This window comes from Rouxiella aceris (assembly GCF_012933545.1).
Lineage (GTDB): Bacteria > Pseudomonadota > Gammaproteobacteria > Enterobacterales > Enterobacteriaceae > Rouxiella > Rouxiella aceris.
In genome coordinates this window covers 59,273-83,977 of sequence record NZ_JAADJU010000014.1, presented here as the reverse complement: position 1 = coordinate 83,977, position 24,705 = coordinate 59,273, and the positions used below count along the sequence as shown (strand labels likewise).

General features: G+C 52.5%; 26 protein-coding genes and 1 pseudogene. 16 read left to right on the top strand and 11 right to left on the bottom strand.

Annotated elements, in window-relative coordinates; translation table 11 throughout:
- On the top strand, positions 1 to 975 hold the full coding sequence (locus GW590_RS21655; RefSeq protein WP_169405153.1) for a divergent polysaccharide deacetylase family protein: 975 nt from the start codon (positions 1 to 3) through the stop codon (positions 973 to 975).
- Between the two features lie 52 nt (positions 976 to 1,027).
- Here the strand turns inward: GW590_RS21655 and tdh are convergent, their stop codons facing one another.
- Both tdh and GW590_RS21645 read right to left on the bottom strand, forming a co-directional pair.
- A complete protein-coding gene (gene tdh / locus GW590_RS21650) occupies positions 1,028 to 2,050 on the bottom strand; it encodes an L-threonine 3-dehydrogenase (protein WP_169405152.1) in 1,023 nt (340 codons plus the stop codon).
- A gap of 40 nt (positions 2,051 to 2,090) precedes the next feature.
- On the bottom strand, positions 2,091 to 3,293 hold the full coding sequence (locus GW590_RS21645; protein WP_169405151.1) for a glycine C-acetyltransferase: 1,203 nt from the start codon (positions 3,291 to 3,293) through the stop codon (positions 2,091 to 2,093).
- A gap of 241 nt (positions 3,294 to 3,534) precedes the next feature.
- On the opposite strand from GW590_RS21645, the gene rfaD reads away from it, so the two are divergent.
- Genes rfaD through GW590_RS21625 form a run of 4 tightly spaced genes read left to right on the top strand, consistent with a single transcriptional unit; the run spans position 3,535 to position 7,401 of the window.
- Positions 3,535 to 4,461, top strand: a complete 927-nt coding sequence (gene rfaD / locus GW590_RS21640) for an ADP-glyceromanno-heptose 6-epimerase (RefSeq protein WP_169405150.1) — start codon at positions 3,535 to 3,537, stop codon at positions 4,459 to 4,461.
- 21 nt (positions 4,462 to 4,482) lie between these two features.
- The gene (gene rfaF / locus GW590_RS21635; protein ID WP_169405149.1) at positions 4,483 to 5,541 is read left to right on the top strand and encodes an ADP-heptose--LPS heptosyltransferase RfaF; all 1,059 of its coding nucleotides are present in this window, start codon (positions 4,483 to 4,485) and stop codon (positions 5,539 to 5,541) included.
- The gene (gene rfaC, locus GW590_RS21630; protein ID WP_169405148.1) at positions 5,529 to 6,515 is read left to right on the top strand and encodes a lipopolysaccharide heptosyltransferase RfaC; all 987 of its coding nucleotides are present in this window, start codon (positions 5,529 to 5,531) and stop codon (positions 6,513 to 6,515) included. The genes rfaF and rfaC overlap by 13 nt, the downstream gene beginning before the upstream one ends.
- Entirely contained in the window at positions 6,499 to 7,401 is a 903-nt protein-coding gene (locus GW590_RS21625) for a sugar glycosyltransferase (RefSeq protein WP_169405147.1), read from the top strand. Before rfaC ends, GW590_RS21625 begins: the two co-directional genes overlap by 17 nt.
- On the opposite strand, the gene GW590_RS21620 is transcribed toward GW590_RS21625, so the two are convergent.
- Positions 7,402 to 8,496 (bottom strand): glycosyltransferase family 9 protein, encoded by a 1,095-nt coding sequence (locus GW590_RS21620; RefSeq protein WP_169405146.1) that lies wholly within the window; start codon positions 8,494 to 8,496, stop codon positions 7,402 to 7,404.
- 1 nt (position 8,497) lies between these two features.
- Positions 8,498 to 9,454 carry a polysaccharide deacetylase family protein gene (locus GW590_RS21615; protein ID WP_169405145.1) on the bottom strand — a complete coding sequence of 319 codons (957 nt, stop codon included), beginning with the start codon at positions 9,452 to 9,454 and terminating at the stop codon, positions 8,498 to 8,500.
- A 312-nt stretch (positions 9,455 to 9,766) separates the two neighbouring features.
- Between GW590_RS21615 and rfaQ the strand changes: the two genes are divergently transcribed.
- The 6 genes from rfaQ to coaD all read left to right on the top strand — a co-directional run bounded on the left by rfaQ (position 9,767) and on the right by coaD (position 15,757).
- The gene (rfaQ, locus tag GW590_RS21610) at positions 9,767 to 10,846 is read left to right on the top strand and encodes a putative lipopolysaccharide heptosyltransferase III (protein ID WP_169405144.1); all 1,080 of its coding nucleotides are present in this window, start codon (positions 9,767 to 9,769) and stop codon (positions 10,844 to 10,846) included.
- On the top strand, positions 10,843 to 11,970 hold the full coding sequence (locus GW590_RS21605; protein ID WP_169405143.1) for a glycosyltransferase family 4 protein: 1,128 nt from the start codon (positions 10,843 to 10,845) through the stop codon (positions 11,968 to 11,970). Before rfaQ ends, GW590_RS21605 begins: the two co-directional genes overlap by 4 nt.
- Complete coding sequence (locus GW590_RS21600) at positions 11,970 to 13,058, top strand: glycosyltransferase (protein WP_169405142.1); 1,089 nt, start codon at positions 11,970 to 11,972, stop codon at positions 13,056 to 13,058. Before GW590_RS21605 ends, GW590_RS21600 begins: the two co-directional genes overlap by 1 nt.
- Before the next feature lie 157 nt (positions 13,059 to 13,215).
- Positions 13,216 to 14,493, top strand: coding sequence for a lipid IV(A) 3-deoxy-D-manno-octulosonic acid transferase (gene waaA / locus GW590_RS21595; protein WP_169405141.1), 1,278 nt, complete (start codon positions 13,216 to 13,218; stop codon positions 14,491 to 14,493).
- Positions 14,493 to 15,275, top strand: coding sequence for a glycosyltransferase family 2 protein (locus GW590_RS21590; protein ID WP_169405140.1), 783 nt, complete (start codon positions 14,493 to 14,495; stop codon positions 15,273 to 15,275). Before waaA ends, GW590_RS21590 begins: the two co-directional genes overlap by 1 nt.
- Positions 15,272 to 15,757, top strand: coding sequence for a pantetheine-phosphate adenylyltransferase (gene coaD / locus GW590_RS21585; RefSeq protein ID WP_169405139.1), 486 nt, complete (start codon positions 15,272 to 15,274; stop codon positions 15,755 to 15,757). Before GW590_RS21590 ends, coaD begins: the two co-directional genes overlap by 4 nt.
- Here coaD and mutM read toward each other — a convergent pair.
- From mutM to radC, 4 genes are all read right to left on the bottom strand, one after another.
- Positions 15,754 to 16,563 (bottom strand): bifunctional DNA-formamidopyrimidine glycosylase/DNA-(apurinic or apyrimidinic site) lyase, encoded by an 810-nt coding sequence (mutM, locus tag GW590_RS21580; protein ID WP_169405138.1) that lies wholly within the window; start codon positions 16,561 to 16,563, stop codon positions 15,754 to 15,756. The two genes, coaD and mutM, sit on opposite strands and share 4 nt — an antisense overlap.
- Before the next feature lie 96 nt (positions 16,564 to 16,659).
- The gene (rpmG, locus tag GW590_RS21575) at positions 16,660 to 16,827 is read right to left on the bottom strand and encodes a 50S ribosomal protein L33 (RefSeq protein WP_004392084.1); all 168 of its coding nucleotides are present in this window, start codon (positions 16,825 to 16,827) and stop codon (positions 16,660 to 16,662) included.
- 16 nt (positions 16,828 to 16,843) lie between these two features.
- Positions 16,844 to 17,080: a 50S ribosomal protein L28 gene (gene rpmB / locus GW590_RS21570; protein ID WP_005164747.1), complete on the bottom strand. Its 237-nt coding sequence runs from the start codon at positions 17,078 to 17,080 to the stop codon at positions 16,844 to 16,846.
- 266 nt (positions 17,081 to 17,346) lie between these two features.
- On the bottom strand, positions 17,347 to 18,012 hold the full coding sequence (radC, locus tag GW590_RS21565) for a RadC family protein (RefSeq protein ID WP_328803091.1): 666 nt from the start codon (positions 18,010 to 18,012) through the stop codon (positions 17,347 to 17,349).
- Between the two features lie 196 nt (positions 18,013 to 18,208).
- Between radC and coaBC the strand changes: the two genes are divergently transcribed.
- The 3 genes from coaBC (at position 18,209) to slmA (ending at position 20,691) form a co-directional block, all read left to right on the top strand.
- A complete protein-coding gene (coaBC, locus tag GW590_RS21560) occupies positions 18,209 to 19,426 on the top strand; it encodes a bifunctional phosphopantothenoylcysteine decarboxylase/phosphopantothenate--cysteine ligase CoaBC (protein ID WP_169405136.1) in 1,218 nt (405 codons plus the stop codon).
- Positions 19,404 to 19,862, top strand: a complete 459-nt coding sequence (gene dut / locus GW590_RS21555; RefSeq protein WP_169405135.1) for a dUTP diphosphatase — start codon at positions 19,404 to 19,406, stop codon at positions 19,860 to 19,862. Before coaBC ends, dut begins: the two co-directional genes overlap by 23 nt.
- 232 nt (positions 19,863 to 20,094) lie before the next feature.
- Complete coding sequence (gene slmA, locus GW590_RS21550; RefSeq protein WP_169405134.1) at positions 20,095 to 20,691, top strand: nucleoid occlusion factor SlmA; 597 nt, start codon at positions 20,095 to 20,097, stop codon at positions 20,689 to 20,691.
- Positions 20,692 to 20,887: 196 nt separating this feature from the next.
- Here the strand turns inward: slmA and pyrE are convergent, their stop codons facing one another.
- Entirely contained in the window at positions 20,888 to 21,529 is a 642-nt protein-coding gene (gene pyrE, locus GW590_RS21545; protein WP_169405133.1) for an orotate phosphoribosyltransferase, read from the bottom strand.
- Between the two features lie 94 nt (positions 21,530 to 21,623).
- The gene (gene rph, locus GW590_RS21540; RefSeq protein ID WP_169405132.1) at positions 21,624 to 22,343 is read right to left on the bottom strand and encodes a ribonuclease PH; all 720 of its coding nucleotides are present in this window, start codon (positions 22,341 to 22,343) and stop codon (positions 21,624 to 21,626) included.
- Positions 22,344 to 22,469: 126 nt separating this feature from the next.
- Here rph and GW590_RS21535 point away from each other — a divergent pair, with 126 nt between their 5' ends.
- Positions 22,470 to 23,333, top strand: coding sequence for a YicC/YloC family endoribonuclease (locus GW590_RS21535; RefSeq protein WP_169405131.1), 864 nt, complete (start codon positions 22,470 to 22,472; stop codon positions 23,331 to 23,333).
- 137 nt (positions 23,334 to 23,470) lie between these two features.
- A pseudogene (locus GW590_RS21530) lies at positions 23,471 to 23,650 on the top strand (type VI secretion system tube protein Hcp); the annotation flags it as partial.
- Between the two features lie 24 nt (positions 23,651 to 23,674).
- Here the strand turns inward: GW590_RS21530 and GW590_RS21525 are convergent.
- On the bottom strand, positions 23,675 to 24,067 hold the full coding sequence (locus GW590_RS21525) for a hypothetical protein (protein ID WP_169405129.1): 393 nt from the start codon (positions 24,065 to 24,067) through the stop codon (positions 23,675 to 23,677).
- Positions 24,068 to 24,705: the final 638 nt, after the last annotated feature.

The window sequence follows — 24,705 nt, the reverse complement described above, 5'->3', positions numbered from 1 at the left end:
TTGCAATATAAAAAAAGACGCTTAGTGACGTTATGCGCGGCGCTGGCATTCACTCTGGATGTTCAGGCAGCCAAACTGGCTATTCTGTTTGATGATTTTGGTTATCGGGCTCAGAACGAAAATCAGGTGCTGAAAATGCCAATCAATGTCTCGGTTGCCATTTTCCCCAATGCGCCTGATTCCCGTCAAATGATGGAAAAAGCTCACCAGCAGGGTCGCGAGATCCTGATCCATCTGCCAATGGAGCCTATCAGTAAACAACCGCTGGAAAAAAACACGCTGACACCGTCAATGAGCAGTCAGGAAGTCAGACGCATTGTCGATCAGGCGATTGCCGATATCCCTTACGCGGTGGGTATCAACAATCATCAGGGCAGCAAAATGACCTCCAGCCTGAGCGGCATGCAAAATGTCATGCAGGCCATGGCACCTCATCACCTGTTCTTTCTCGACAGTATGACCATTGGCGGCACGCAATCAATGCAGGCCGCGCAGGGCACCTCGGTCAAAGTAATAAAACGCAATGTCTTTCTGGATGATGTGCAAAACGATGCCGAGATCCGCCATCAATTTGCTCGCGCCATCGCCATTGCCCGCAGCAGCGGCTTTGCTATCGCCATTGGGCATCCGCATCCCAGCACTGTCAGTGTGATCCAGCAAGAGCTGGCTAACCTGCCGGGGGATATCCAACTGGTACGCCCAAGCGATTTGTTAAACGCGTCGGTCAGCCATATGCCACAACCGGCATTCAAACCTGTTATTCCGCCTAAGCCGCAGCCTAAAGGTATTCGTACCTGTGCGCTTAAACAGCCGATCCCGCCGGTCTATGCCACCGCCATGTTTACTGTATTGGCCGAGAGTATTGAACAAACTCCGGTGGTTAATTTTATTGCGCGCCAATGGCGGGATTGGGGCACAGCGCCTGCGCAGGCAACACCGCCGGCGCCTCCCGCTGAAGCACCGAAAAAACCCTGATATAACAGGCTGGTCTGCGGTTGATAGAGATCTGTTGAATTTCTGTCCCCGACTACCAGTCTAAAATCACCTTGCCTGATTGTCCTGAGCGCATCACGTCAAAGCCCTGCTGAAAATCATCAATGGCAAAATGGTGAGTAATAAGCGGCGTCAAATCCAGGCCAGACTGCACCAGCGCCGCCATCTTGTACCAGGTTTCGAACATTTCCCGCCCGTAAACACCCTTGATAAACAGTCCCTTAAAAATCACCTGCTGCCAATCGATAGCCATATCTGCGGGAGGGATCCCCAGCAGCGCAATACGCCCGCCGTGGTTCATGGCCGCCAGCATTGAGCGAAACGCCGGTGGCGCACCGGACATCTCCAGCCCGACGTCAAAACCCTCCGTCATCCCCAGCTCTGCCATCACACTGCCCAGATCCTGCTGAGCAACATTGACCGCCCGCGTCACCCCCATTTCCCGCGCCAGTCCCAGACGATACTCATTCATATCGGTGATCACCACGTGGCGCGCACCGACATGACGACAAATGGCCGCCGCCATAATGCCGATGGGCCCGGCACCGCAGACCAGCACATCCTCGCCCACCAGATCAAACGACAAGGCGGTATGGACCGCATTGCCGAGGGGATCAAAAATTGCCGCCAGGTCATCGGAAATATTGTCGGGAATTTTGAAGGCGTTAAACGCCGGGATCACCAGATATTCGGCAAAGGCGCCGGGACGGTTGACCCCGACGCCCTGGGTGTTGCGGCACAGATGCGTACGTCCGCCGCGACAATTACGGCAATGTCCGCAGGTGATATGCCCCTCACCGGAGACGCGATCGCCGAGCTGAAATCCTCTCACTTCCTGGCCGATAGCCACCACATTGCCAACATACTCATGCCCAATCACCATCGGCACCGGGATGGTTTTTTGCGACCACTCATCCCAGTTATAGATATGCACATCGGTGCCGCAAATCGCCGTTTTGCGGATTTTAATCATAATGTCGTTATGACCCAGTTCAGGCAGCGGAGACTCGGTCATCCAGATACCCTGCCGGGGGAAAAGCTTGGCCAATGTTTTCATAAATGCTCCTCGATAAAATGCGTCAGGTCATTTTGATCACTTAGTGGTGAGCCAACACGCCGAGTTCTCTGCCGGTTTGGATAAAGGCTGCCACCGCCTGTTCAATCTGCTCACGGCTGTGCGCGGCAGACATTTGCGTGCGAATTCGCGCCTGTCCGCGCGGCACCACCGGATAAAAGAAGCCGGTAGCAAAAATGCCCTGTTGCTGGAGACGGCTGGCAAATTGTTGCGCCAGTTGTGCCTCACCGAGCATCACCGGAATAATGGCATGGTCGGCACCCGCCAGTTGAAATCCGGCCTGCGACATCTGCTGACGAAACAGGCTGGCATTGTCCCACAAGCGTTGGCGCAGGGCCTCGCCCTGTTCCAGCAACTGCAATACGGCAAGGGAGGCGCTGACAATGGACGGCGCCAACGAGTTGGAAAACAGATAAGGCCGCGAGCGCTGTCTTAGCCATTCGACCACTTCCCGGCGAGCGGCGGTATAGCCCCCCGACGCGCCGCCCATGGCTTTGCCCAGGGTGCCGGTAATAATATCGACCCGCCCCATCACCTCGCAGTATTCATGGCTACCGCGCCCATTGGCACCAATAATGCCCACTGCATGGGAATCATCCACCATCACCAGCGCACCAAATTCTGCGGCCAAATCGCAGATAGCACGCAGGTTGGCAATCACCCCGTCCATGGAAAAAACGCCGTCGGTTGCTACCAGGATGTGCCGTGCACCGGCTGACTGCGCCTGCTGTAAACAGGCTTTCAATTCGGTCATATCATTGTTGGCGTAGCGATAGCGCTTGGCCTTGCACAGGCGAATACCATCAATAATGGAGGCATGATTCAAGGCATCGGAAATGATCGCGTCCTCTTCCCCAAGCAGCGTTTCAAACAAACCGCCGTTTGCATCAAAACAGGAAGAGTAAAGAATGGCATCCTCCATCCCCAGAAATGCCGCCAATCGGTTTTCGAGGGTTTTATGAATATCCTGGGTGCCGCAGATAAAGCGTACCGATGCCATACCAAAGCCGTGGCTGTCCAGCCCCTTTCTGGCAGCCGCAATCACCTGGGGATGATTGGCCAGCCCAAGATAGTTATTGGCGCAGAAATTGATGACCTGGCTGCCGTCAGCCAGAGTAACCAGCGCTTGCTGGGCTGAAGTCAGGATACGTTCGTGTTTAAAGAGTCCTTCAGCACGCGCCTCGGCGAGTTCTGCTGCCAAACGATCGTAGAATGAAGCAGACATGAGATTATCTCCTGAAATAACGTTTTCAACAGAGAGACTACTCATTGCATGGCGGAATAACGAGCAACCCAGAGGTTAAATGTCATTTTTGCAGCATATGTCACGGGCACACATTAGCACTTACCACATGAAACGAATCAGATAGCTTACCAATGTGAGTCAGCTAATGAAGTGTTATGATACAGACAACTCAATGGCCAGGCATGGTGCCCGGTCGCTAATCAAGAATAAGGTGATCCCCATGATTATCGTCACTGGCGGTGCCGGTTTTATCGGCAGCAACATTATTAAATCGCTTAATGATATGGGATATCGCGACATTTTAGTGGTTGATAACCTTAAAGATGGCACCAAGTTTGTCAATCTTGTCGACCTGGATATCGCCGATTACATAGATAAAGAAGACTTTATTGCCAGCATTATGGCCGGTGACGACCTGGGCGATATCGACGCGGTGTTCCATCAGGGTGCCTGCTCTTCCACCACCGAGTGGGATGGCAAATATATGATGGACAATAACTATCAGTATTCCAAAGACATTCTGCATTACTGTCTGGATCGCAGCATTCCGTTCCTGTACGCCTCTTCCGCGGCGACCTACGGCAGCCAAAATGCCAACTTTATTGAAGATCGCCAGTATGAGAAGCCTTTAAACGTCTACGGCTATTCCAAATTCCTGTTCGATCAGTATGTGCGCGAAATTCTGCCGCACGCTGAATCGCAAGTCTGCGGTTTCCGCTATTTCAACGTTTATGGTCCGCGTGAAGGCCATAAAGGCAGCATGGCCAGCGTGGCCTTCCATCTGAACAATCAGATCAAAGCCGGTGAAAACCCAAAACTGTTTGCCGGTAGCGAACAGTTTAAACGCGACTTTATTTACGTGGGTGACGTGGCTGCGGTTAACCTGTGGTTCTGGCAAAACGGTAAATCCGGCATTTTCAACTGCGGCACCGGCCGTTCCGAATCCTTCCAGGCAGTAGCAGACGCGGTGCTGGCATTCCACCAGAGCGGAACTATCGAAACCATTCCTTTCCCGGAAAAACTGAAAGGTCGCTACCAGTCATTTACTCAGGCCGATATGACCGCGCTGCGTGGAGCGGGCTACGATCAGCCGTTCAAAACCGTAGCGGAAGGCGTCGCCGAGTATATGAGCTGGTTGAATCGTTAATTCAAGGGATCAGTTAACGCGATGAAAACGCTGGTCATTGGGCCCTCTTGGGTTGGCGACATGATGATGTCGCAGAGTTTGTACCGCACGATCAAAGCCAATAATCCCGAGGCCGAGATTGATGTGATGGCACCTGCATGGTGCCGTCCACTGCTCGACAGGATGCCTGAGGTCACTCAGGCGCTGGCGATGCCGTTAGGTCACGGGGCACTCGAACTGGGTGAACGTCGTCGCCTGGGGATCGCGTTGCGCAAGGAGGCCTATCAACAGGCGTTTGTGCTGCCCAATTCATTCAAGTCGGCCCTGGTGCCTTTTTTTGCCGCCATTCCCAAACGCACCGGTTGGCGTGGTGAAATGCGCTACGGCTTGCTCAATGATCTGCGTACCCTCGACAAGGCCGCCTTTCCGCTAATGGTCCAGCGCTACGCTGCGCTCGGCTATCCGGCGGCACAGATAAAATCCGCCGCCGACTTGCCGCCGATACTTTGGCCAAAGCTCAGTGTCAATCAGACCGAAATTACCACGGTCAAAGAGTCTTTTGCCCTCACCGGCGAACGTCCGCTGATTGGTTTTTGTCCCGGGGCAGAGTTCGGTCCGGCCAAACGCTGGCCGCACTATCACTATGCCAGCCTCGCCGCCATGCTGATTGAAGCAGGCTATCAAATCGTGCTGTTTGGCTCGAACAAAGACCATACCGCCGGTGAAGATATTCGCCAGTTGCTGCCGCCCGATGCCGTGGATCACTGCCTGAATATCGCCGGGAAAACCACGCTGGACCAGGCAGTGGTATTAATCGCCGCCTGCCAGGCAGTAGTCAGCAATGATTCAGGCCTGATGCACGTGGCCGCGGCGCTCGATAAACCGCTGGTGGCACTCTATGGCCCGAGCAGTCCCGATTTTACGCCACCGCTCAGCCATCAGGCCCGCGTGATCCGACTAATTAGTGGCTATCACAAAATACGTAAAGGCGATGCCGCCGAGGGCTACCATCAAAGCCTGATAGATATTCAACCCACACAGGTGTTCAGCGAGCTGCAACAACTGCTGGTTACCTCCAAGGAGCGGGAATGCGGGTTTTAATTGTTAAAACGTCGTCGATGGGTGACGTTTTACACACGCTTCCTGCGTTGACTGATGCCATGCAGGCGCTGCCGGGCATCACTTTCGACTGGGTGGTAGAAGAAGGTTTCGCGCAAATACCGAGCTGGCATCCGGCGGTCGATCGGGTGATCCCGGTGGCGATCCGTCGCTGGCGTAAACACTGGTTTGGTGCAGAAACGCGGCAACAGCGCTGTGACTTTAAACGCCTGCTGCAATCACGCACTTACGACGTGATTATTGATGCACAAGGCCTGGTGAAAAGCGCAGCGCTGGTCACCCGTATGGCCAAAGGCAAAAAACATGGGCTGGACAGCAAAAGCGCCCGCGAACCCTTTGCCAGCTGGTTCTACGATATAAGACATCATGTTGAGAAAAAACAGCATGCGGTTGAACGTATTCGCGAGCTGTTTGCCAAAAGCCTCGGCTATCAGAAACCGACAACCCAGGGTGATTACGCCATTGCCTCACGGTTTCTTGCCACCTTGCCAGCCGACCACGAAAAGTATCTGGTCTTTCTGCATGCCACCACTCGCGACGATAAACACTGGCCGGAAGAAAACTGGCGGCAGTTGATTGGTCTGTTGGCCTCTACGCCGTTACGCATTAAGCTGCCGTGGGGAGCCGAGCATGAACATCAGCGAGCGCTGCGTTTGGCGGAGGGGTTTGATCAGGTCGATGTATTACCCAAACTGAGTCTGGAAAAAGTGGCGACTATCCTGGCTGGTGCCGAGGCTGTGGTCTCGGTGGATACCGGCCTGAGTCATTTGACCGCGGCCCTCGATCGGCCCAATATTACCCTGTACGGCCCCACAGATCCGGGCCTGATCGGCGGCTACGGACAAAATCAGACGACCTGTCGTCCGCTGCAGGGTAAGGCGATGTCAGCTATCACCGCCGCTCAGGTAAAAGATCTTTTGGATAAGGAGCGAATGAGTCGTGGGATCTTTTTTTAAACAACTCTATCGCTATACGCACAAGCGTCCTTTTCGGCATAATGAAAATCTGTGGCCCTATATGCGAATTTCCCGCGCTTCCAGCGGAGAAATTATCAGTCTTAACTTTCGTGGTCAGACAGTACCTATTGTAGATTTATCCTCGTTAGCTGCGGCGCACAGTGGGCCGATCATGCTGACCGCCACCGGCCCCTCGGTAAAAGACATTCGCTTTAAAACGCCCGCCAGCTTTCCTGCCATGGGCGTAAACGGCGCCTGGTCATTAGGTAACGTCGTCGATTTCAGATTCTATGTGATTGTCGATATGGGATTTTTTGACCAACGTCCGGAAATGATTGCCGAAATTGTGGCCGATCCACAGCTGACACTGTTTACCACCGCCCACGGCATTGCCCGCATTATTGACCGACTTTCCCTGGCCAGGATCCGCTGTCGGCTGGCGCTAATCGAAGATGCCGCGTTCAAAATCTTTCAGCCGAAGATACCGGCCAGCGAACTGGGACGCTGCTATGCCAATGTGCGCAGCGCCTCATTTGCTGAAAACAGACCGGATATTGGCTTTACCACCGATATCCGTCATGGTGTATTTGATGCCGGCACCGTCGCCTATTGGGCGCTGCAAATCGCCGCCTATCTGGGTTTCAGCGAAATGTATATCGTCGGCCTGGATATGAATAACTTCAACAAACCAAGGTTCTACGAAGCCGAAAACAATAAACTGCCCACCTTCCTGGCGGAAAACCTCGAAGATTTAATCGTTCCGGCCTTTACTCATGCCAGCCAGGTATTAAAAAAGAAAAATATCCGCGTGGTTAACCTGTCAGTACACAGTGCCATCTCAAGCCAGATCTTTGAGAAGGCCGATTATCACCAGGTTTTTGGCTAATCAGTTCGTTGGCAACAGCGTGGTGATCCGCTGCTGAACTTCTTCGGCAGAGATAATATCCAGCGGCTGTTCTTTGACTGTTGCGTCCAGACTTTCCACCTCGGCCGACACCCACATAATTTCATGCAGTTGGGGATCCTGATACGGCCCGGTATATTTGGGAACAGCGGTGACAAACAGACTGACGGTTCTGGTTTTTAGCGCCACGGCCAAATGCAGAGGTCCGGTATCACCGGTGACCAGCACGTCCATATTTTTGATAATGCCCAGCAGTTGGGGCAGGCTGGTTTTGGCAATATAGCTGACCACGCGCTGTTTTTCCGTGTCTGACAAGGCCGCGAGAAAGGCTTGTTCATGGTCCTTCTCTTTTTGCGTACCAATCAACACCACTTCATATTGCGGTCCCAGGGCCAGCAGCGATTTTGCCAGCGCAACAAACTTTGGCACCGGCCAGCAACGCAATTTCTCGGAGGCCCCCATCTGAAAACCGATAGTAATTTTGCCGGATTCTTTTTCAATCAGCGGAAAATCAACGGGGATAAACATCTCTTTATTGCTGCTGTCACAACCCAACAACGCCAGCAGATTGAGTTTGCGCTGGATCAGATGACCATCGAAGCCGGTAATATAATGTGCCAGCCAGGGCTCGATTCCACTGGGCCGATCGCCATAGACGTCTTTGACCACATACTCGCAGCCCGACAGTACGGCGCTGATCACGTCATAAGGTGGTTTGGAATGCAGAATAACCGCCAGCTCGGGTTGGTTTTTGCGTAGCGCCTTAATCACCCCGCCGATATCCCGTACTTTTTCATCCCAGTAGATCACATCATCAAAATAACGACTATTGGCCACCAAGCCTTTGTTTTTATGGCTGGATACCAAGGTAATAAAAGCGTGGGGATAACGATTTTTTATCGCGCGGATCGCCGGAGTATTAAACATCAAATCCCCCAACGCCGTAGTCGAATAGATAACGATACTGGTAAAGATACGCGTGGGCTCAAAGGAATCGCGGGGTTTTAATCGACCAGAAAACAAGGTGTACAACTGTAATACCTTGTTTGCCAAAGCTGTTTTCCACTTCTTAGCCATCTTAATTCACTTTCCGCTGATAATATTCTGACAATGTTAACCCTACTGTGCGTTCGCTCAGCCAGCTAAACAGCTGTTCGAGGTCGCGATAAAGACCTTCGATTGCCGCATCATTTTTAAAGGTCGGACTCCCGCCTGGCATAAACTCCGACGAATGCAGCATAAATTCCACGTAATCTTGCCCATTAGCCAGACTACGCGCAGCAACGGCTTTCATTTTTTCCAGATTGCCACCTGCTGGCCGCAGCCACAACGCAGACGGCGAGCGTTGTTTACCCCGCAGGGCATCGTAGCCCTGTTTCAGGCGGTTCATCAGCGCTGAATGCTTGAGATGAATGCTCATCGGCACTTCCAGCAGTGGTGATTGACCGGCACGGCGAATATCTGCCGGATCGATAAAATAGGCCTCGCTGGGAAAATGCCGATAATCGCTGCCGCCGACGCCTTGCGGATCACCCGGGGAAAATGCCCAGTTGACGTGCGGGGTCACCGAGCAATCTACCTGATAGCCATATTCCAGCAGCAGCGCGGCGTAATATTCGTTAAAAGCCCAGCGCCCGGCGCGATGACTGCGCATTTTGGTCTGGAAGGCATCTTCCAGCAGCTTAGTCATATGGTCGACTTTGGCTCGCATCTGCTGTTGGGGATATTCAATCAGATAGGGCTTATGACGCCAGTCATCAGCGGTTAATGGCGTGAGCGGCGGACTGTTCCAGGCATGCAAATGCATCCCGACTTCACCGGCATCGCGGCGGATCACATCGCTGGCAAATTCAACGTATTGCGCATCCATGGCCATCTCATAGTTGGTGAGATACACAGGCTTGAAAGCATATTTTTCACAAAGCGCCTGAAAACGCGGCAAATATCGCGTGTTCTCCGTGGAGATACTGTCGTGATTTTGCCAAAGATTGTCGCCTTCGGTATCAATTGTGATAATAAATGCCGGTTTTTTCATAAAAAAATGCCCGATGAAAACATGATGACGTTTTCCAGAATCATGGTGAAGTTAGCAACCAGTATCTCTTCAGGAAAACCAAAATAAGCTGGTTATTCGACAACAATTAATCAATTTTGTTGTCTATTCTTTGACATTTTTCCCCCCAAGGCAAGAAAGGTCTGGAAGAGTAGCCACATTCTTCCGGGTCCATTAGAATCTATAGCCAATAGATTGCAAGCATAGCGTCGGCCCCGATCGCCAGTCCGCCTGCGAACCTGCAATAGAAAAGATAATCGGCATATGCCTAAATCCTTGAATAGCGATTAAAAGATGACTCAGGTTTCAGCGACGCCAACCTCGAAAACACCGCAGCGTATTCTTATTGTCAAACTCCGTCATCACGGCGATATGTTGTTGACCACGCCGGTGATCAATACGCTGCATCAGCATTATCCTGATGCCGAAATTGATATGCTGATGTATCTCGAAACCCGGGACATGCTGGCCAGCCATCCGGCTCTCCACCAGCTGTTTACCATTGATCGTCAGTGGAAAAAACAGGGTGTCCGCGCGCATATGGCGCACGAAATCAGGCTGGTCAGGCAATTGATGCAGCGCAAATACGACCTGGTGATCAATCTTGCCGACCAGTGGCGCAGTGCGATTGTGACGCGCTGTACCGGCGCGCCTGTCCGTCTGGGATTTGATTTCCCTAAACGTCGCGGCAAGATCTGGCCCTTCTGCCATACGCAACTGATTAGCACCGCTGACCATCAGACTCTGCATACCGTCGAACAAAATCTGGCGATCCTCGCACCATTGCATCTGCAGCCCCTGGTCAGTACTGCCACCATGAGCTATGCCCCGCAAGACAGGCAGGTGGTGGATCAGCTGCTGCTGGACAACCGAGTCAAGATCCCCTTTATCGTGGTACAGCCCACTTCCCGCTGGTTTTTCAAATGCTGGAGCGAAGAGAAAATGGCGGCAACCTTTGCTGCTTTAGCGGCCAAAGGCTACCCCATTGTCGTCACCGCCGGACCCGATCCGCGTGAACTGGAGATGGTGGCGCGCATTCTCGCGCTCTGTCCCGAGGTAAATGTCATTTCACTGGCCGGAAAGCTAACGCTGCGCCAACTGGCGGCCCTAATTGACCAGGCCGCACTGTTTATCGGCGTCGATTCCGTGCCGATGCATATGGCCGCTGCGCTGCAAACGCCGCTGGTTGCGCTGTTTGGCCCGTCAAAACTGACGTTCTGGAAACCCTGGCAGGCAAAAGGCGAAGTGATTTGGGCCGGTGATTTTGGCCCCTTGCCCGATCCCGATGCTATCGATACTCATACCGACCAGCGCTATCTCGACGCGATCCCCACCGAGGTAGTCATTGCGGCGGCAGAAAGGTTACTCCCATGAAGCATTTCAGACTGGCGCTGGTTCGCCAAAAGTATCGTCCCGATGGCGGGGCAGAAAGATTTGTCTCCCGCGCCCTGGAAGCCCTCGACAGTCAGGATCTTGAGCTAAATGTGATCACCCGCCAGTGGCAGGGCGAGATTAAACCCGGCTGGAAAGTCCACCTGTGCGATCCCTGGAAATGGGGCCGCATCAGCCGCGAACGCGGCTTCGCCAATGCCGCCCGCCGTCTGTGGCAGCAAGAAGCCTTCGATTTGGTGCAGAGCCATGAACGTATTCCGGGTTGCGATCTGTATCGTGCCGGGGATGGCGTCCATCGCCGCTGGCTGGAACAGCGGGCGAGAGTATTACCCGGCTGGAAAGGCAAACAGCTGTTTGCCGACCGTTATCACCGTTATGTGATGCAGGCGGAACAGCAAATGTATGCTGCTCCCGAGCTGAAAGCGGTGATTTGCAATGCCGAGATGGTGAAACAGGAAATTATCCGCGAATTTGCCGTACCCGCCGCCAAGATCCACGTGATTTACAACGCCATCGACAGCCAGCGTTTTTTACCCCCAGGCGAAGCCGAACGCCATGCGCTGCGTCTGCAATATGGCATCCCGGTGGCGGCCAGTTGCCTGATCTATGTCGGTTCCGGTTTTGAGCGCAAGGGGCTGGCGGCAGCAATAAAAGCGGTGGCCAATACCGATCGCCATCTGCTGGTGGTGGGTAAAGATAAAGACGAGAAACGCTATCGCGCGCTTTGTGCCACCTTGGGTTGTAGCCAGCGGGTGCATTTCTTCGGTATGCAAAACCAGACGCTGGCCTTTTATCAAATGGCCGATGCACTGCTGCTGCCAACGCTGTACGACCCTTTTCCCAACGTCATTTTAGAAGCCATGGCCTGTGGACTGCCGGTGATCACCACGCCAACCTGCGGCGGTGCCGAATTTATTACTCAAGGCGTCAATGGCTACGTGTGTGATGCCCTGGATATAGCGGCGTTACAGCAGGCGGTGATGGCTCTGCCACACCAGGCGTTAGGATCGCTGCAAGGCGAAAAAGCGCGAGAAAGAGTGCTCGACAGCACGCCACAGCGCCTTTCTTCGCAACTAATCTCTCTGTATCAGGAGTTGCTTGGCTGATGCGCATTCTGTTTATTATTGATGGCCTGCCGGGCGGCGGTGCTGAAAAAGTGGTGCTGACCCTTGCCGAAGGCCTGCTGCGTCAAGGCCAGCAGGTCACACTGTTTTCACTGCGTGACGTCTGCCACTATCCGTTGCCTGCCGGTCTGGATTATCAATTAATCGCCGACCACTGTCGCACACCCTGGCGCAAACTGACCGAGCTGTCCCGCCGCGCCGCGCAGCTTGATAAAGCGCTACAGGCTGCCGGTAGCTTTGATTTGGTATTATCCAATCTGCATAAGACCGATCGCATTGTGGCCAAGAGCCGGGTGCTAGCCACGGAAAAAGTGTGGTTCTGTCTGCATGGTATGTTTTCACGCTCTTATCTTGGCCATCGGCGCGGTTTTGACCGCTGGCTAAAACAGCGAAAAATCAGAGCGGTCTATCAGCAACGTAATCTGGTGGCGGTGTCGCAGGCGGTCGCCGATGATATCGAGCAGCAGTTCAACCTGACGCCCTCGCAGCTGCGGGTGATTTATAATCCTTTTGATATCGAGGCCATTGAGCAAGCGGCAGAGCAACCCTGTGAGATGGCCGGGATGGATTACCTGATCCACGTCGGGCGTTTTCATGAAGGCAAGCGCCATGACCGGCTGATTGAGGCCTACGCGCAAAGTGGCGTCAGCGCGCCGTTGCTGCTGGTCGGACAGGGAACGCCAGCACAAACAGAGAAACTCAAGGCGCTGGCCAGCCAATTAGGTGTGGCCGAACGCGTGATTTTTAAAGGTTTTCAGGCCAACCCTTATCCTTATATTCGCCACGCAGCCCAGTTGATTTTAAGCTCCGACAGCGAAGGCTTTGGCAATGTGCTGGTTGAGGCGCTACTGCTCAATACGCCAGTAGTCAGCACCCGCTGTCCGGGAGGACCGGCAGAAATTCTCACCGGTGAATTGGCGCGCGGCCTGGCAGACCTCAACGCCCCGGCGCTGGCCGACAGGATCCGTGATATCTACGAAAATCCCCCGCTTATCGACCGCACACGCCTGGCGCGTTTTGACCTGTTGGCGATTTGCCAGCAATATAGCAGTCTGATAAAAAACCCCTAGCGACAAACCAAGTCGTCTGCGGCGAACAGCACCAGGGAGAAACAGGATCGCTATCCTGTTGATTCCTGGTAGCTCCACGGCAACGACGAATAAATGATAGCTTTAGCCTCGGTTAAAACTTAGAATTCGGCCTTTACCATCAGATTTTACGGAAATTATGTTACAAACGCTGTATACCGTTCTTCTTTACCTCATCCAGCCACTGATCTGGGTCCGTCTCTGGATGCGTGGTCGCAAAGCCCCGCTTTATCGTAAAAGATGGGCGGAGCGCTATGGATTTTGTCGAGGTAAAGTGGTGGCGGACGGCATTATGTTGCATTCGGTTTCCGTTGGCGAAACGCTGGCCGCCGTGCCGCTGGTGCGCGCGCTGCGCCACCGCTATCCTTCGCTGCCTATCACCGTCACCACCATGACGCCTACCGGCTCGGAACGCGCGGTATCCGCCTTTGGCAAAGATGTGAATCACGTCTACCTGCCTTACGATCTGCCTGGCTCAATCAATCGCTTCCTTAATGAAGTTCGCCCCAAGCTGGTGATCATTATGGAAACCGAACTGTGGCCCAATCTAATCACCGCCCTGCATAAGCGTGAGATCCCTTTGGTGATCGCCAATGCGCGTCTTTCCGCACGCTCGGCCAAAGGCTATGGCAAGCTGGGCAAGTTTATTCAGGGGGTGATGAAAAAAATCACCCTGATTGCCGCGCAAAATGCCGAAGACGGCGAACGTTTTATTGGCCTTGGCCTGAAACGATCGCATCTGGCGGTAACCGGCAGCCTGAAATTTGATATCTCGGTTACTCCCGAACTGGCAGCGCGCGCACTGACCCTGCGTAGCCAGTGGGCCTCGCGCCGCAAAGTGTGGATCGCCACCAGCACCCACGAAGGCGAAGAGGCCATGTTGCTCGCCGCCCACCGCGAGCTGCTGAAAACCTTTCCTACCCTGCTGCTGATTTTAGTGCCGCGCCATCCGGAGCGTTTCCCGGTGGCCTGTGACTTGACGCAAAAAGCCGGTTTGACCTTTATTCAGCGCAGCAGCGGGGAAGTACCTACCGCGCAAACTCAGGTGGTGATTGGCGATACCATGGGCGAACTGATGCTGCTCTATGGCATTGCCGATCTCGCCTTTGTTGGCGGCAGCCTGGTTGAGCGCGGCGGCCACAATCCGCTTGAAGCCGCCGCCCACGCCATTCCGGTGCTGATGGGTCCACATACCTTTAACTTTAAAGATATCTGCGCCAAGCTGGCTCAGGCCGACGGCTTGATTACCGTCAGCGACAGCGCCTCGTTGGTGAAAGAAATCTCCACGCTGCTGACCGATGAAGACTATCGTTTATACTATGGTCGCCATGCGGTTGAGGTACTGCGCCAAAATCAGGGGGCATTACAGCGTCTGCTGCAACTGATGGAGCCTTATCTTCCTATTCGGAGTCACTGATGCCTGTCAAAAAACGCCTGTCGGTGGTGCTGATCGCCAAAAACGAAGCCTCACTGCTGGAAGAGTGTCTGCAATCGGTCGACTGGGCAGACGAAATCATCCTGCTCGATTCCGGCAGCAGTGACGGTACTCAGGAACTGGCTCGCAGTCTTGGCGCCAAGGTATTTGCCAACACTGACTGGCAAGGCTTTGGTAAACAGCGACAACTGGCGCAGACACACGCCAGCGGCGAGTATATTTTGATGATCGATGCCGACGAGCGGGTTTCGCCCGAACTGCGTCAATCCATTGAACGCTGCCTGCAACAACCCGATGAACATACTGTCTACCGGCTTGGCCGACGCAATCTGTTTTTGGGTCGTTTTATGCGCCACAGCGGCTGGTATCCCGATCGCGTCAATCGCCTGTATAAAGCCGATAAATTCCGCTACAACGATGATTTTGTCCATGAGTCGCTGAATACCGGCACGGCAAAAATTGTCGATCTCGACGGCGATCTGCTGCACCTTACCTGCCGTGATTTTTTCGCTTTTCAGCGCAAACAGATGAACTACGCCGAAGCCTGGGCCAAACAGCGTTACCAGCAAGGCAAGCGCTGCAGCTACTTTGCCATTATCAGCCATACGCTGGGGGCGTTTTTTAAAACCTGGATCCTGCGCGCCGGTTTTCTTGATGGTAAACAGGGGCTGGTGCTTGCCGGGGTGAATGCCCAGTATACTTTCAACAAGTATGCGGCCCTGTGGGCGTTTAGCCATCAACTGCAAAAAAGTGAGCCATCATGAGCACCAAGGCAATCTATCCCGGTACTTTCGACCCCTTTACCAACGGTCATCTGGATTTGGTGACCCGGGCCTCGCTGATGTTCGACGAGGTGATCCTGGCTATCGCCGCCAGCCCAAGCAAAAAGCCGCTGTTCACCCTCGATGAGCGGGTAGCGCTGGCCAGCCAGGCGACGGCCCATTTGCCCAAGGTGAAGGTGATGGGGTTTAGCTCACTGATGGCAGACTTTGCCAGACAGCATCAGGCCAATATCCTGGTACGCGGTTTACGCGCTGTCTCGGATTTTGAATATGAAATGCAGTTGGCCAATATGAATCGCCATCTGATGCCGACGCTGGAAAGCGTATTTATGATGCCGTCAAAAGAGTGGTCGTTTATTTCATCGTCGTTAGTCAAAGAAGTGGCGCGACATGGGGGGGATATCACGCCCTTCCTTCCGGCCCCAATCACCAAGGCCTTGCTCGAGAAGATCGCGGCAGGTTAATGCTGGCAGCGACGGCAAAAGAAAGTGCTGCGCTGCGCATGCTTGCTGCTTTCAATCAGCGTACCGCAAACGCGACAGGCCTCCCCGGCACGGCCATAAACCTGAAGCTCCTGAGCAAAATAGCCCGGCTTGCCGTCTGACTGCAAGAAATCCCGCAACGTGGTCCCCCCCTGCTCAATGGAGCGGAGCAACACCGCCTTAATGGTCGCCACCAAAAGCGCGTACTCGGCCAATGACAGCGAGTTTGCCGGGCGATCGGGCAAGATACCGGCCACAAACAGCGATTCACTGGCGTAGATATTGCCGACCCCCACCACCAGTTTGTTATCCATCAGCCAGGGTTTAATGGCTGACTTCTTGTTTTTGGATCTGTCACGCAGATACTCGGCGTTAAAATCCTCGCTTAGCGGCTCTGGCCCGAGATGTGACAGCACACTGCTGCCTGCCAGGTCCTGACACCACAGCCAGGCACCAAAGCGGCGAGGATCGGTATAGCGCAGCACATGGCCGCTATCCATCACCAGATCCACATGGTCATGCTTGCCAGGTTCGGTCTCTTCCGCCAGGATACGCAAACTGCCGGACATGCCGAGATGAATGATAATCCATCCACTATTCAGCTCCACCAGCAGATACTTGGCGCGTCGTTGTACGCTCAGTACCGGTTGGTCGCTCAACGCCATGATTTCTTGTGACACCGGCCAGCGCAGGCGGCTATTACGCACCACGGCATGCATAATGGTATGGCCAACCAGATAGGGTTCTATGCCCCGCCGACTGGTTTCTACCTCTGGTAATTCTGGCATAGCCTCTCCCGCATCCAATGTTTCAACCATAGTCATGCCATTCTACGGGCATAAAAAAACCCGGCCAAGGCCGGGTTTTTAGATAATCCACTAAAATTATTTAATTTTAGCTTCTTTGTAGATCACGTGTTGACGGACAACTGGATCGAATTTCTTCAGTTCCAATTTTTCCGGCTTAGTACGCTTGTTCTTCGTGGTGGTATAGAAGTGACCAGTACCAGCAGAAGAAACCAGCTTGATCTTCTCGCGAACACCTTTAGCCATGTTTCAGTTCCTTTCCTTAATACTTCTCACCACGGGCACGAATTTCGGCCAAGACCGTTTCGATACCCTTCTTATCAATCACGCGCATACCTTTAGCAGATACACGCAGAGTTACAAAGCGCTTCTCACCTTCAACCCAAAAACGATGGGAATGCAGGTTTGGCAGAAAACGGCGTTTGGTCGCGTTCATTGCGTGGGAACGGTTGTTACCGCTCACCGGGCGCTTGCCAGTAACTTGGCAGACTCGGGACATGTGTCTATTCTCCAAAAATCAAATCAGCTCGAGCTTCGTATAGGGTATGGCCGCCTCGTCAGGCTTTGAGAGCCCATCTCAGCAAACTCCACTGAGAACCGACTCACTGTCGTCGGGTAAAAACCAAATCATCAGGTATGAAACCTGCTGAGATAGGCTCTTAACGCCAAACCCAAGATTCTCAAAGGTGGCGTAGTATACGCTCTAGAGCGTAAGTGCTCAAGTCCCGAACAGCTAAAGATCCCAAAGGATCTTCAAAAAGAAGTCTAAATCCAACCGCGCTCGGCAAAAGATACCGTTTCACCGCCCCCAATCACAAAATGATCAAGCACGCGAATATCGAGCAGTTGGCACGCTTTTATTATCTGTTCGGTTACCCTTCTGTCCGCAAAACTGGGTTCCGCTTTGCCGGACGGGTGATTATGCGCCAGAATCAGCGCCGCCGCATTAACCTTCATCGCTTCACGTACAATTTCGCGAGGATGAATTTCGACGCGGCTAATGGTACCAGCAAACATCTCCTCATGGCGAATAACACGGTGTTGATTGTCGAGAAAAAGTACTAAAAACACCTCTCTTTCACGATGAGACAGTAAATTCTGCAAATATTGGCGGGTGACCAGCGGGTTAAGCAGGGCATTTTCCCGCGCAAGCTGACAGGCATAGCGCCGCTGAGAAAGTTCGGTCACCGCCGAAAGCTGGGCAAATTTGGCAGCACCCATGCCATGAAAGCTGGCCAGCGTCGAATAATCGGCGGCCAGAATTTCATAAATCGAGCCAAAATGCATGATCAGACGCTCGGCCAACTCCAATACGTTCATGCCGCGCACGCCGGTATGTAAAAAGATTGCCAGCAACTCACAGTCCGATAATGTTTCTGCACCAAAGGTGATCAGTTTTTCTCTGGGACCTGCGCCAGATTGCCAGAAGATTTTATGATTTTTCATCCCCCCACTCCTTGTGAGTCAGGATTGTCTCATAGCCGGATAGCCAATGGTTTTATGAAAATTTACCCTGCGAGATATCTCGCAAAACCGCCGGAGCTCTCCTTAATAACGAAAGCGTATAGCTGTCATGAATGCGCATTATGCTAAAATATCGCCTCTTTGGACTTTCAATCGGACAATCATGATGACGGGACTTTCCGGCAAACATATTGTGCTTGGCGTCAGCGGCGGTATCGCCGCCTACAAAGCACCGGAGCTGGTACGGCGTTTACGCGATCGCGGAGCAGAAGTACGGGTAGTGATGACAGAAGCGGCCAAAGCTTTTATTACCCCGCTCAGTTTGCAGGCCGTTTCGGGTTATCCGGTCTCTGACTCGCTACTCGATCCTGCTGCCGAAGCGGCCATGGGGCATATCGAACTGGGCAAATGGGCCGATCTGGTGATTATTGCCCCGGCAACGGCAGATCTGCTGGCGCGGATGAATGCCGGTATGGCCAACGATCTGCTGACCACCGTCTGCCTGGCCACCGCCGCCCCCGTCGCGGTGCTGCCGGCCATGAACCAGCAGATGTATCGGGCAACCATTACCCAACAAAACCTGCAGCAATTATCTGCCCGCGGCACACTGATCTGGGGGCCAGATGAAGGTAGCCAGGCCTGCGGCGACGTCGGCCCGGGTCGTATGCTCGACCCGCTGGTTATCGTTGCCATGGCGGTTGAGCATTTCTCCCCGCAGCAAGATCTGCAACATCTGAAGATTATGGTCACCGCTGGCCCGACCCGCGAAGCCTTGGATCCGGTGCGTTATATCAGCAACCACAGTTCTGGCAAGATGGGCTTTTCTATCGCCCAGGCCGCGGCGAAACGCGGCGCACAGGTCACGCTAATTAGCGGTCCGGTTACCCTGCCGACACCACCCAATGTGACGCGTATAGACGTGACCACCGCATTGGAAATGCAGGCGGCCGTCAATCAGAGCGTGGCTTCCCAGCATATTTTTATCGCCTGCGCCGCAGTGGCGGATTATCGCGCCCTGGCTATTGCTGACGAAAAAATCAAAAAACAGGGTGATGAAATCACGCTGAAAATGGTTAAAAACCCTGATATTGTCGCCGGGGTAGCCGCCATGCAACATCAGCGGCCTTATGTGGTTGGGTTTGCTGCCGAAACCCAGAATGTGGAAGAATACGCCCAACAAAAACGCATCAGGAAGAATCTTGACCTGATTTGCGCGAATGATGTATCACTTGCCGGGCATGGTTTTAACAGCGATACCAATGCCCTGCATCTTTTTTGGCAAAATGGCGATCTGCGTTTACCGCTTAGCGATAAACAGCAGCTTGGCCAGGCTTTATTCGACGAGATTGTCAGCCGTTATGATGAAAAAAATAGACATTAAGATCCTTGATCCGCGCATCGGTAAAGAATTCCCTTTACCGGCTTACGCCACCCCTGGCTCTGCGGGCCTGGATCTGCGGGCAATTTTGGATACCGCCGTGGAGCTGCACCCGGGTGAAACCACCCTGTTGCCTACCGGTCTGGCGATTCATATTGCCGATACCAATCTGGCTGCGGTGATCCTGCCGCGTTCCGGTTTGGGTCATAAGCACGGTATCGTATTGGGTAATCTGGTAGGACTTATCGACTCGGATTATCAGGGGCAGTTGATGGTATCGGTATGGAACCGTGGGCAAACCAGCTTTACCATTGAGCCGGGCGAACGTATTGCGCAGATGGTGTTTGTTCCTGTCGTGCAGGCCGAATTCAATCTGGTTGAAGATTTTACCAGCAGCGAACGCGGCGAAGGTGGCTTTGGCCATTCTGGACGCCAGTAAGAATCTGTTCAACATCGCGGTGCAGGGCCGCAGGATATTGAACAGATCCTTGTTTATATCAAACCGATACAATAAAAAATTACTGATTTCCAACCACTTTTAGCGGTCGGGCGCTTTGCCCGTTACCACTCTAAGAATGAAGGGTCTATAAGCTGCGCGATCTGCCGATCGCCGCGGCAATTGTGCGGTTTTCGTATATTTTGAGCCGTTTTTAGCAAGGGTCTATTCAGGCATGGCAGAAAAAGAAACTACTAAAAGGAACCGGCGCGAGGAGATTTTGCAGGCGCTAGCGCAAATGCTCGAGTCCAGCGATGGCAGCCAGCGGATCACTACGGCAAAACTTGCCGCCAATGTCGGCGTATCAGAAGCTGCACTTTACCGTCACTTTCCCAGCAAGACGCGGATGTTTGACAGTCTGATCGAGTTTATCGAAGACAGTTTGATCACCCGTATCAACCTTATTCTGCAGGATGAAAAAGATACGTTTAACCGGCTTCGTCTTATACTGTTGCTGATCCTGGGCTTTGCCGAACGTAATCCGGGGTTGACCCGCATTATGACCGGGCATGCGTTAATGTTTGAACAGGAACGCTTGCAGGACCGCATTAACCAGTTGTTTGAGCGTATAGAAGTACAGCTTCGCCAGGTGCTACGCGAAAAGAAAATGCGTGAAGGCAGTGGATTCAAAACCGACGAAACGCTGCTGGCCAGCCAGTTGCTGGCACTTTGCGAAGGCCTGCTGTCGCGCTTTGTTCGTTCCGAGTTCAAGTATCGACCAACGCAGGATTTCGATACCCGCTGGCCGCTAATTGCCGCACAACTGCAGTAAATGCAAAAAGGGCCATTGGCCCTTTGAGTTTGATGACAAAGTGGTTTTGAAGATCGAGATACCCGGGCATAGCACACCTAGGGGCGCTCCGGCGGGCAAGCCCGCTACGACCCCAACGGTGTACTCTCCCTAAAAATGAGCTTTGTCAGCAGTCTGAAAGGGCCATTGGCCCTTTTCTTATATCAGCAGAAGAAAGTTAAATCCCGTACTGCTGTTGGTAGGCACGTACAGCCGCCAGATGATCGGCCATCTCGGTTTTCTCTTCGAGATAATCAATCAAATCAGCCAGCGTAATAATGGAAATCACCTTGCAGTGATAATCCCGTTCTACTTCCTGAATTGCCGAGATATCCGCACGTCCCCGCTCCTGGCGGTCGAGAGAGATCAGTACGCCAGCCAGCGTTGCCTGGTGGGCATTGATAATTTCCATCGATTCGCGGATCGCGGTACCGGCGGTGATCACATCATCCACCAGCATCACTTTCCCCTGCAACGGACTGCCAACCAGCGTACCGCCCTCGCCGTGGTCTTTGGCTTCCTTACGGTTAAAGCAGTAAGGCACGTCGCGCTCATGCTGCTCAGCCAGCGCCACCACGGTGGTGGTCGCAATAGGAATACCTTTATACGCCGGGCCAAACACCAGATCAAAATCGATGCCGGAATCGATCAGCGCTTCGGCGTAGAAGCGACCAAGCAAAGCCAGATCGCGCCCAGTATTAAACAGACCTGCGTTAAAAAAGTAGGGGCTGATACGGCCTGATTTCAGGGTAAATTCGCCGAATTTCAAAACCTGCTTGTTCAGTGCAAACTCAATAAACTGGCGCTGATAGGCTTTCATGGGTGCTTCTCCTCGTCTTAAATTTGATGACTATACCCAAAGGGATACAGACGTTGTGACCATAAAAAAGGCGACTCATGGTCGCCTTAAAAAATTATTCTGCTGCCAGGACCGCTCTCTGCGCCTGGAAAATCGTTTCGATCCCCCCGCGAGCCAGGGTCAGCAGGCTCAGCAACTCTTCGTGGCTGAAAGGCTCGCCTTCTGCGGTACCCTGCACTTCGATCATCCGGCCGTCTTCCATCATTACCACGTTCATATCGGTTTCGGCTGCCGAGTCCTCGACATACTCCAGGTCACACAGCGCTTCGCCTTTGACAATACCGACGGACACGGCCGCCACCAGACCTTTCATTGGGTTGGTCTTCAGCTTTTTAGCCGCAACCAGCGCATTTAACGCATCAGCCAGTGCCACACAGGCCCCGGAAATGGACGCGGTACGGGTACCACCGTCGGCCTGCAACACGTCGCAGTCGAGAGTAATGGTGAATTCACCCAGCTTTTTAAGGTCGACCGCCGCACGCAGTGAACGGGCGATAAGACGCTGGATCTCCAGAGTACGTCCGCCCTGTTTGCCTTTTGCGGCTTCACGGGGATTACGACTGTGGGTTGAACGTGGCAGCATGCCATATTCTGCGGTGATCCATCCCTGGCCCTGGCCTTTGAGAAAACGAGGAACGCCCTCTTCTACCGTTGCGGTGCAAAGAACTTTAGTATCACCAAATTCCACTAACACAGAACCTTCAGCGTGTTTAGTGTAGTTTCTGGTCAGGGTAAGGGGGCGTACTTGTTGTGCATTTCGGCCTGCTGGACGCATGGGTTGTTCTCCGGCTCGCAAATCATGATTGGCTGCGCATTATACGGGCTTCGTGAGGTAATGCCTATCATGACCGCTGCAGCGAGGCTATAATCCCTTCATCTTTACATTAACAGGTAAACAGACATGATCCGTAGTATGACCGCTTATGCCCGACGTGAAATCAAGGGTAACTGGGGCAGCGCAGCGTGGGAACTTCGCTCCGTAAACCAGCGTTATCTTGAAACCTATATCCGTCTGCCCGAGCAGTTCCGCGGTCTGGAGCCGGTTATCCGTGAACGCATCCGCGCCCGACTGACCCGCGGTAAAGTTGAATGCAATCTGCGTTTCGATCTTGACCCCAGCGCCCAGGGCACCCTGCAACTTAACGAAAAGCTGGCAAAACAGCTGGTCGAAGCCGCGCAATGGGTCAAGATGCAAAGTGATGAAGGTGAAATCAATCCGCTGGATGTACTGCGCTGGCCGGGTGTGATGCAGGCCGAAGAGCAAGATCTCGATGCCATCAGCAATGAACTGCTGCAGGCGCTGGAAACCACGCTGGATGACTTTATCAGCGCCCGTGAAAGCGAAGGCGCATCACTGAAAACGCTGATTGAACAACGTCTTGACGGCGTCAGTGCCGAAGTGGTCAAAGTCCGCGCGCAGATGCCAAATGTATTGCTATGGCAGCGTGAACGCCTGGTCAGCAAACTGGAAGACGCGCAGGTACAGCTGGAAAATAACCGTCTGGAACAAGAGCTGGTGCTAATGGCACAGCGCGTTGACGTCGCCGAAGAGTTGGACCGACTGGAAGCGCACGTTAAAGAAACCCATAAAATCATGAAGAAAGAAGAGGCCGTAGGCCGTCGCCTGGACTTTATGATGCAAGAATTCAACCGTGAATCCAACACCCTGGCCTCCAAATCAATTAACTCCGACGTCACCACTTCGGCCATTGAGCTGAAAGTGTTAATTGAACAGATGCGCGAGCAGATTCAGAATATTGAGTAAGCAATTACGAGAATGCATCAGCTAGCATAAATCCTAAAAGCCCGCACCATAGCGGGCTTTGTTGTCTCTATAGACTCGCATTATCACCAGAATTTAAACGGTATCGCATCAATGACGCCGATTAGGAACAAGAGTATTACAATATGCTACTGGAGGGCGTTACGGTTATCTCATTTAATCCGGGAATGCCTAATACCAAAATGTCAGAAATGTCGGGCGCAAACCATACAGAAATGGTTTCTCTGATGTATGAAAAGATCACACACAAATATTGTGATGGTAATGTACAGCATTCAGATAGCTGGAATGAACGATAGTTAAAAGGGGTATCCGCCCCTTTATCAATCAAAAACGAATCCCAACAAGGTTATAACGATGTAAAAAATAATCACGCATACTACTGCCAGGGCAAAAGTTTTCATTACACAAGAGAGGAACCACTTCGTAAACGGCCCAACAGAAAATTCTTTATTGTAGAGATTAACTGCAAGTGTAATTAAAAATGAATACACAACGATGGAAACTGATGCAATGAAATAAATGCATACTTCATCGTAAATATTCATGATTGCTTCCCCCATTCCTTCAACACCAAATACCTTGGCAAGAAAATGGATGAAATCCCAACTGATTATATTTTCACTAATGTTGAAATAAAAATCTATCCTTGCACATACATAGAAGACAAGAATATAAAAAATAAATTTAACAAGCTTACGGACAAGTAGTGCCATTTGCTATTATCTCTATTTTTCCATAAGCATAAGCTTCGAGCCAGGTATCGGCCCTACACTTGGCAGTGTGGGCACATGCTCCTTTGTTTATGTAAGCTCCCTGCCCTGAAAACGCCATGAAGGTGCCTATACCGTAAATGGTCAGAGGCGAGTAGTCTGCCCCATTGATGATGAACTTCCCTTGTATTGTCATCCGTCGCAAAACTCCATTTGATAAACCATGTTTATTATAGGGGTAAGTGTGATATTTTAAAGTGGCATTGACTAAAAAGCAGTTTAAAAACGAGGTCTGTGCCAGTGGGCTAAAAAAAGATTTGATAATGGGAGGGTGGGTTAAACGTTTTGGCTGCCATCTGTTACGGGCTGCCCGCCCCATCGTATTTTTCCGCACGTAAAATAAGAATCAAATTTTATGATCGTTTTTATCCGCGATATGTGATCAATTTTAAGTTGAAACCTATCATGGGAGGATTTATGACTATTCGCGCAAGTGGTGCCGGACGTAAGAAGAACGTTGTTCAATTCTCTTAAAAAGCGGGTGAATTGAAAAAATGGATAAACATAAAATCAATCTCCTCAAAGGGAATAGGAAACGATGGCAGTTCTTAATAAAGAATAATATAGGAACAGCTTTCCGC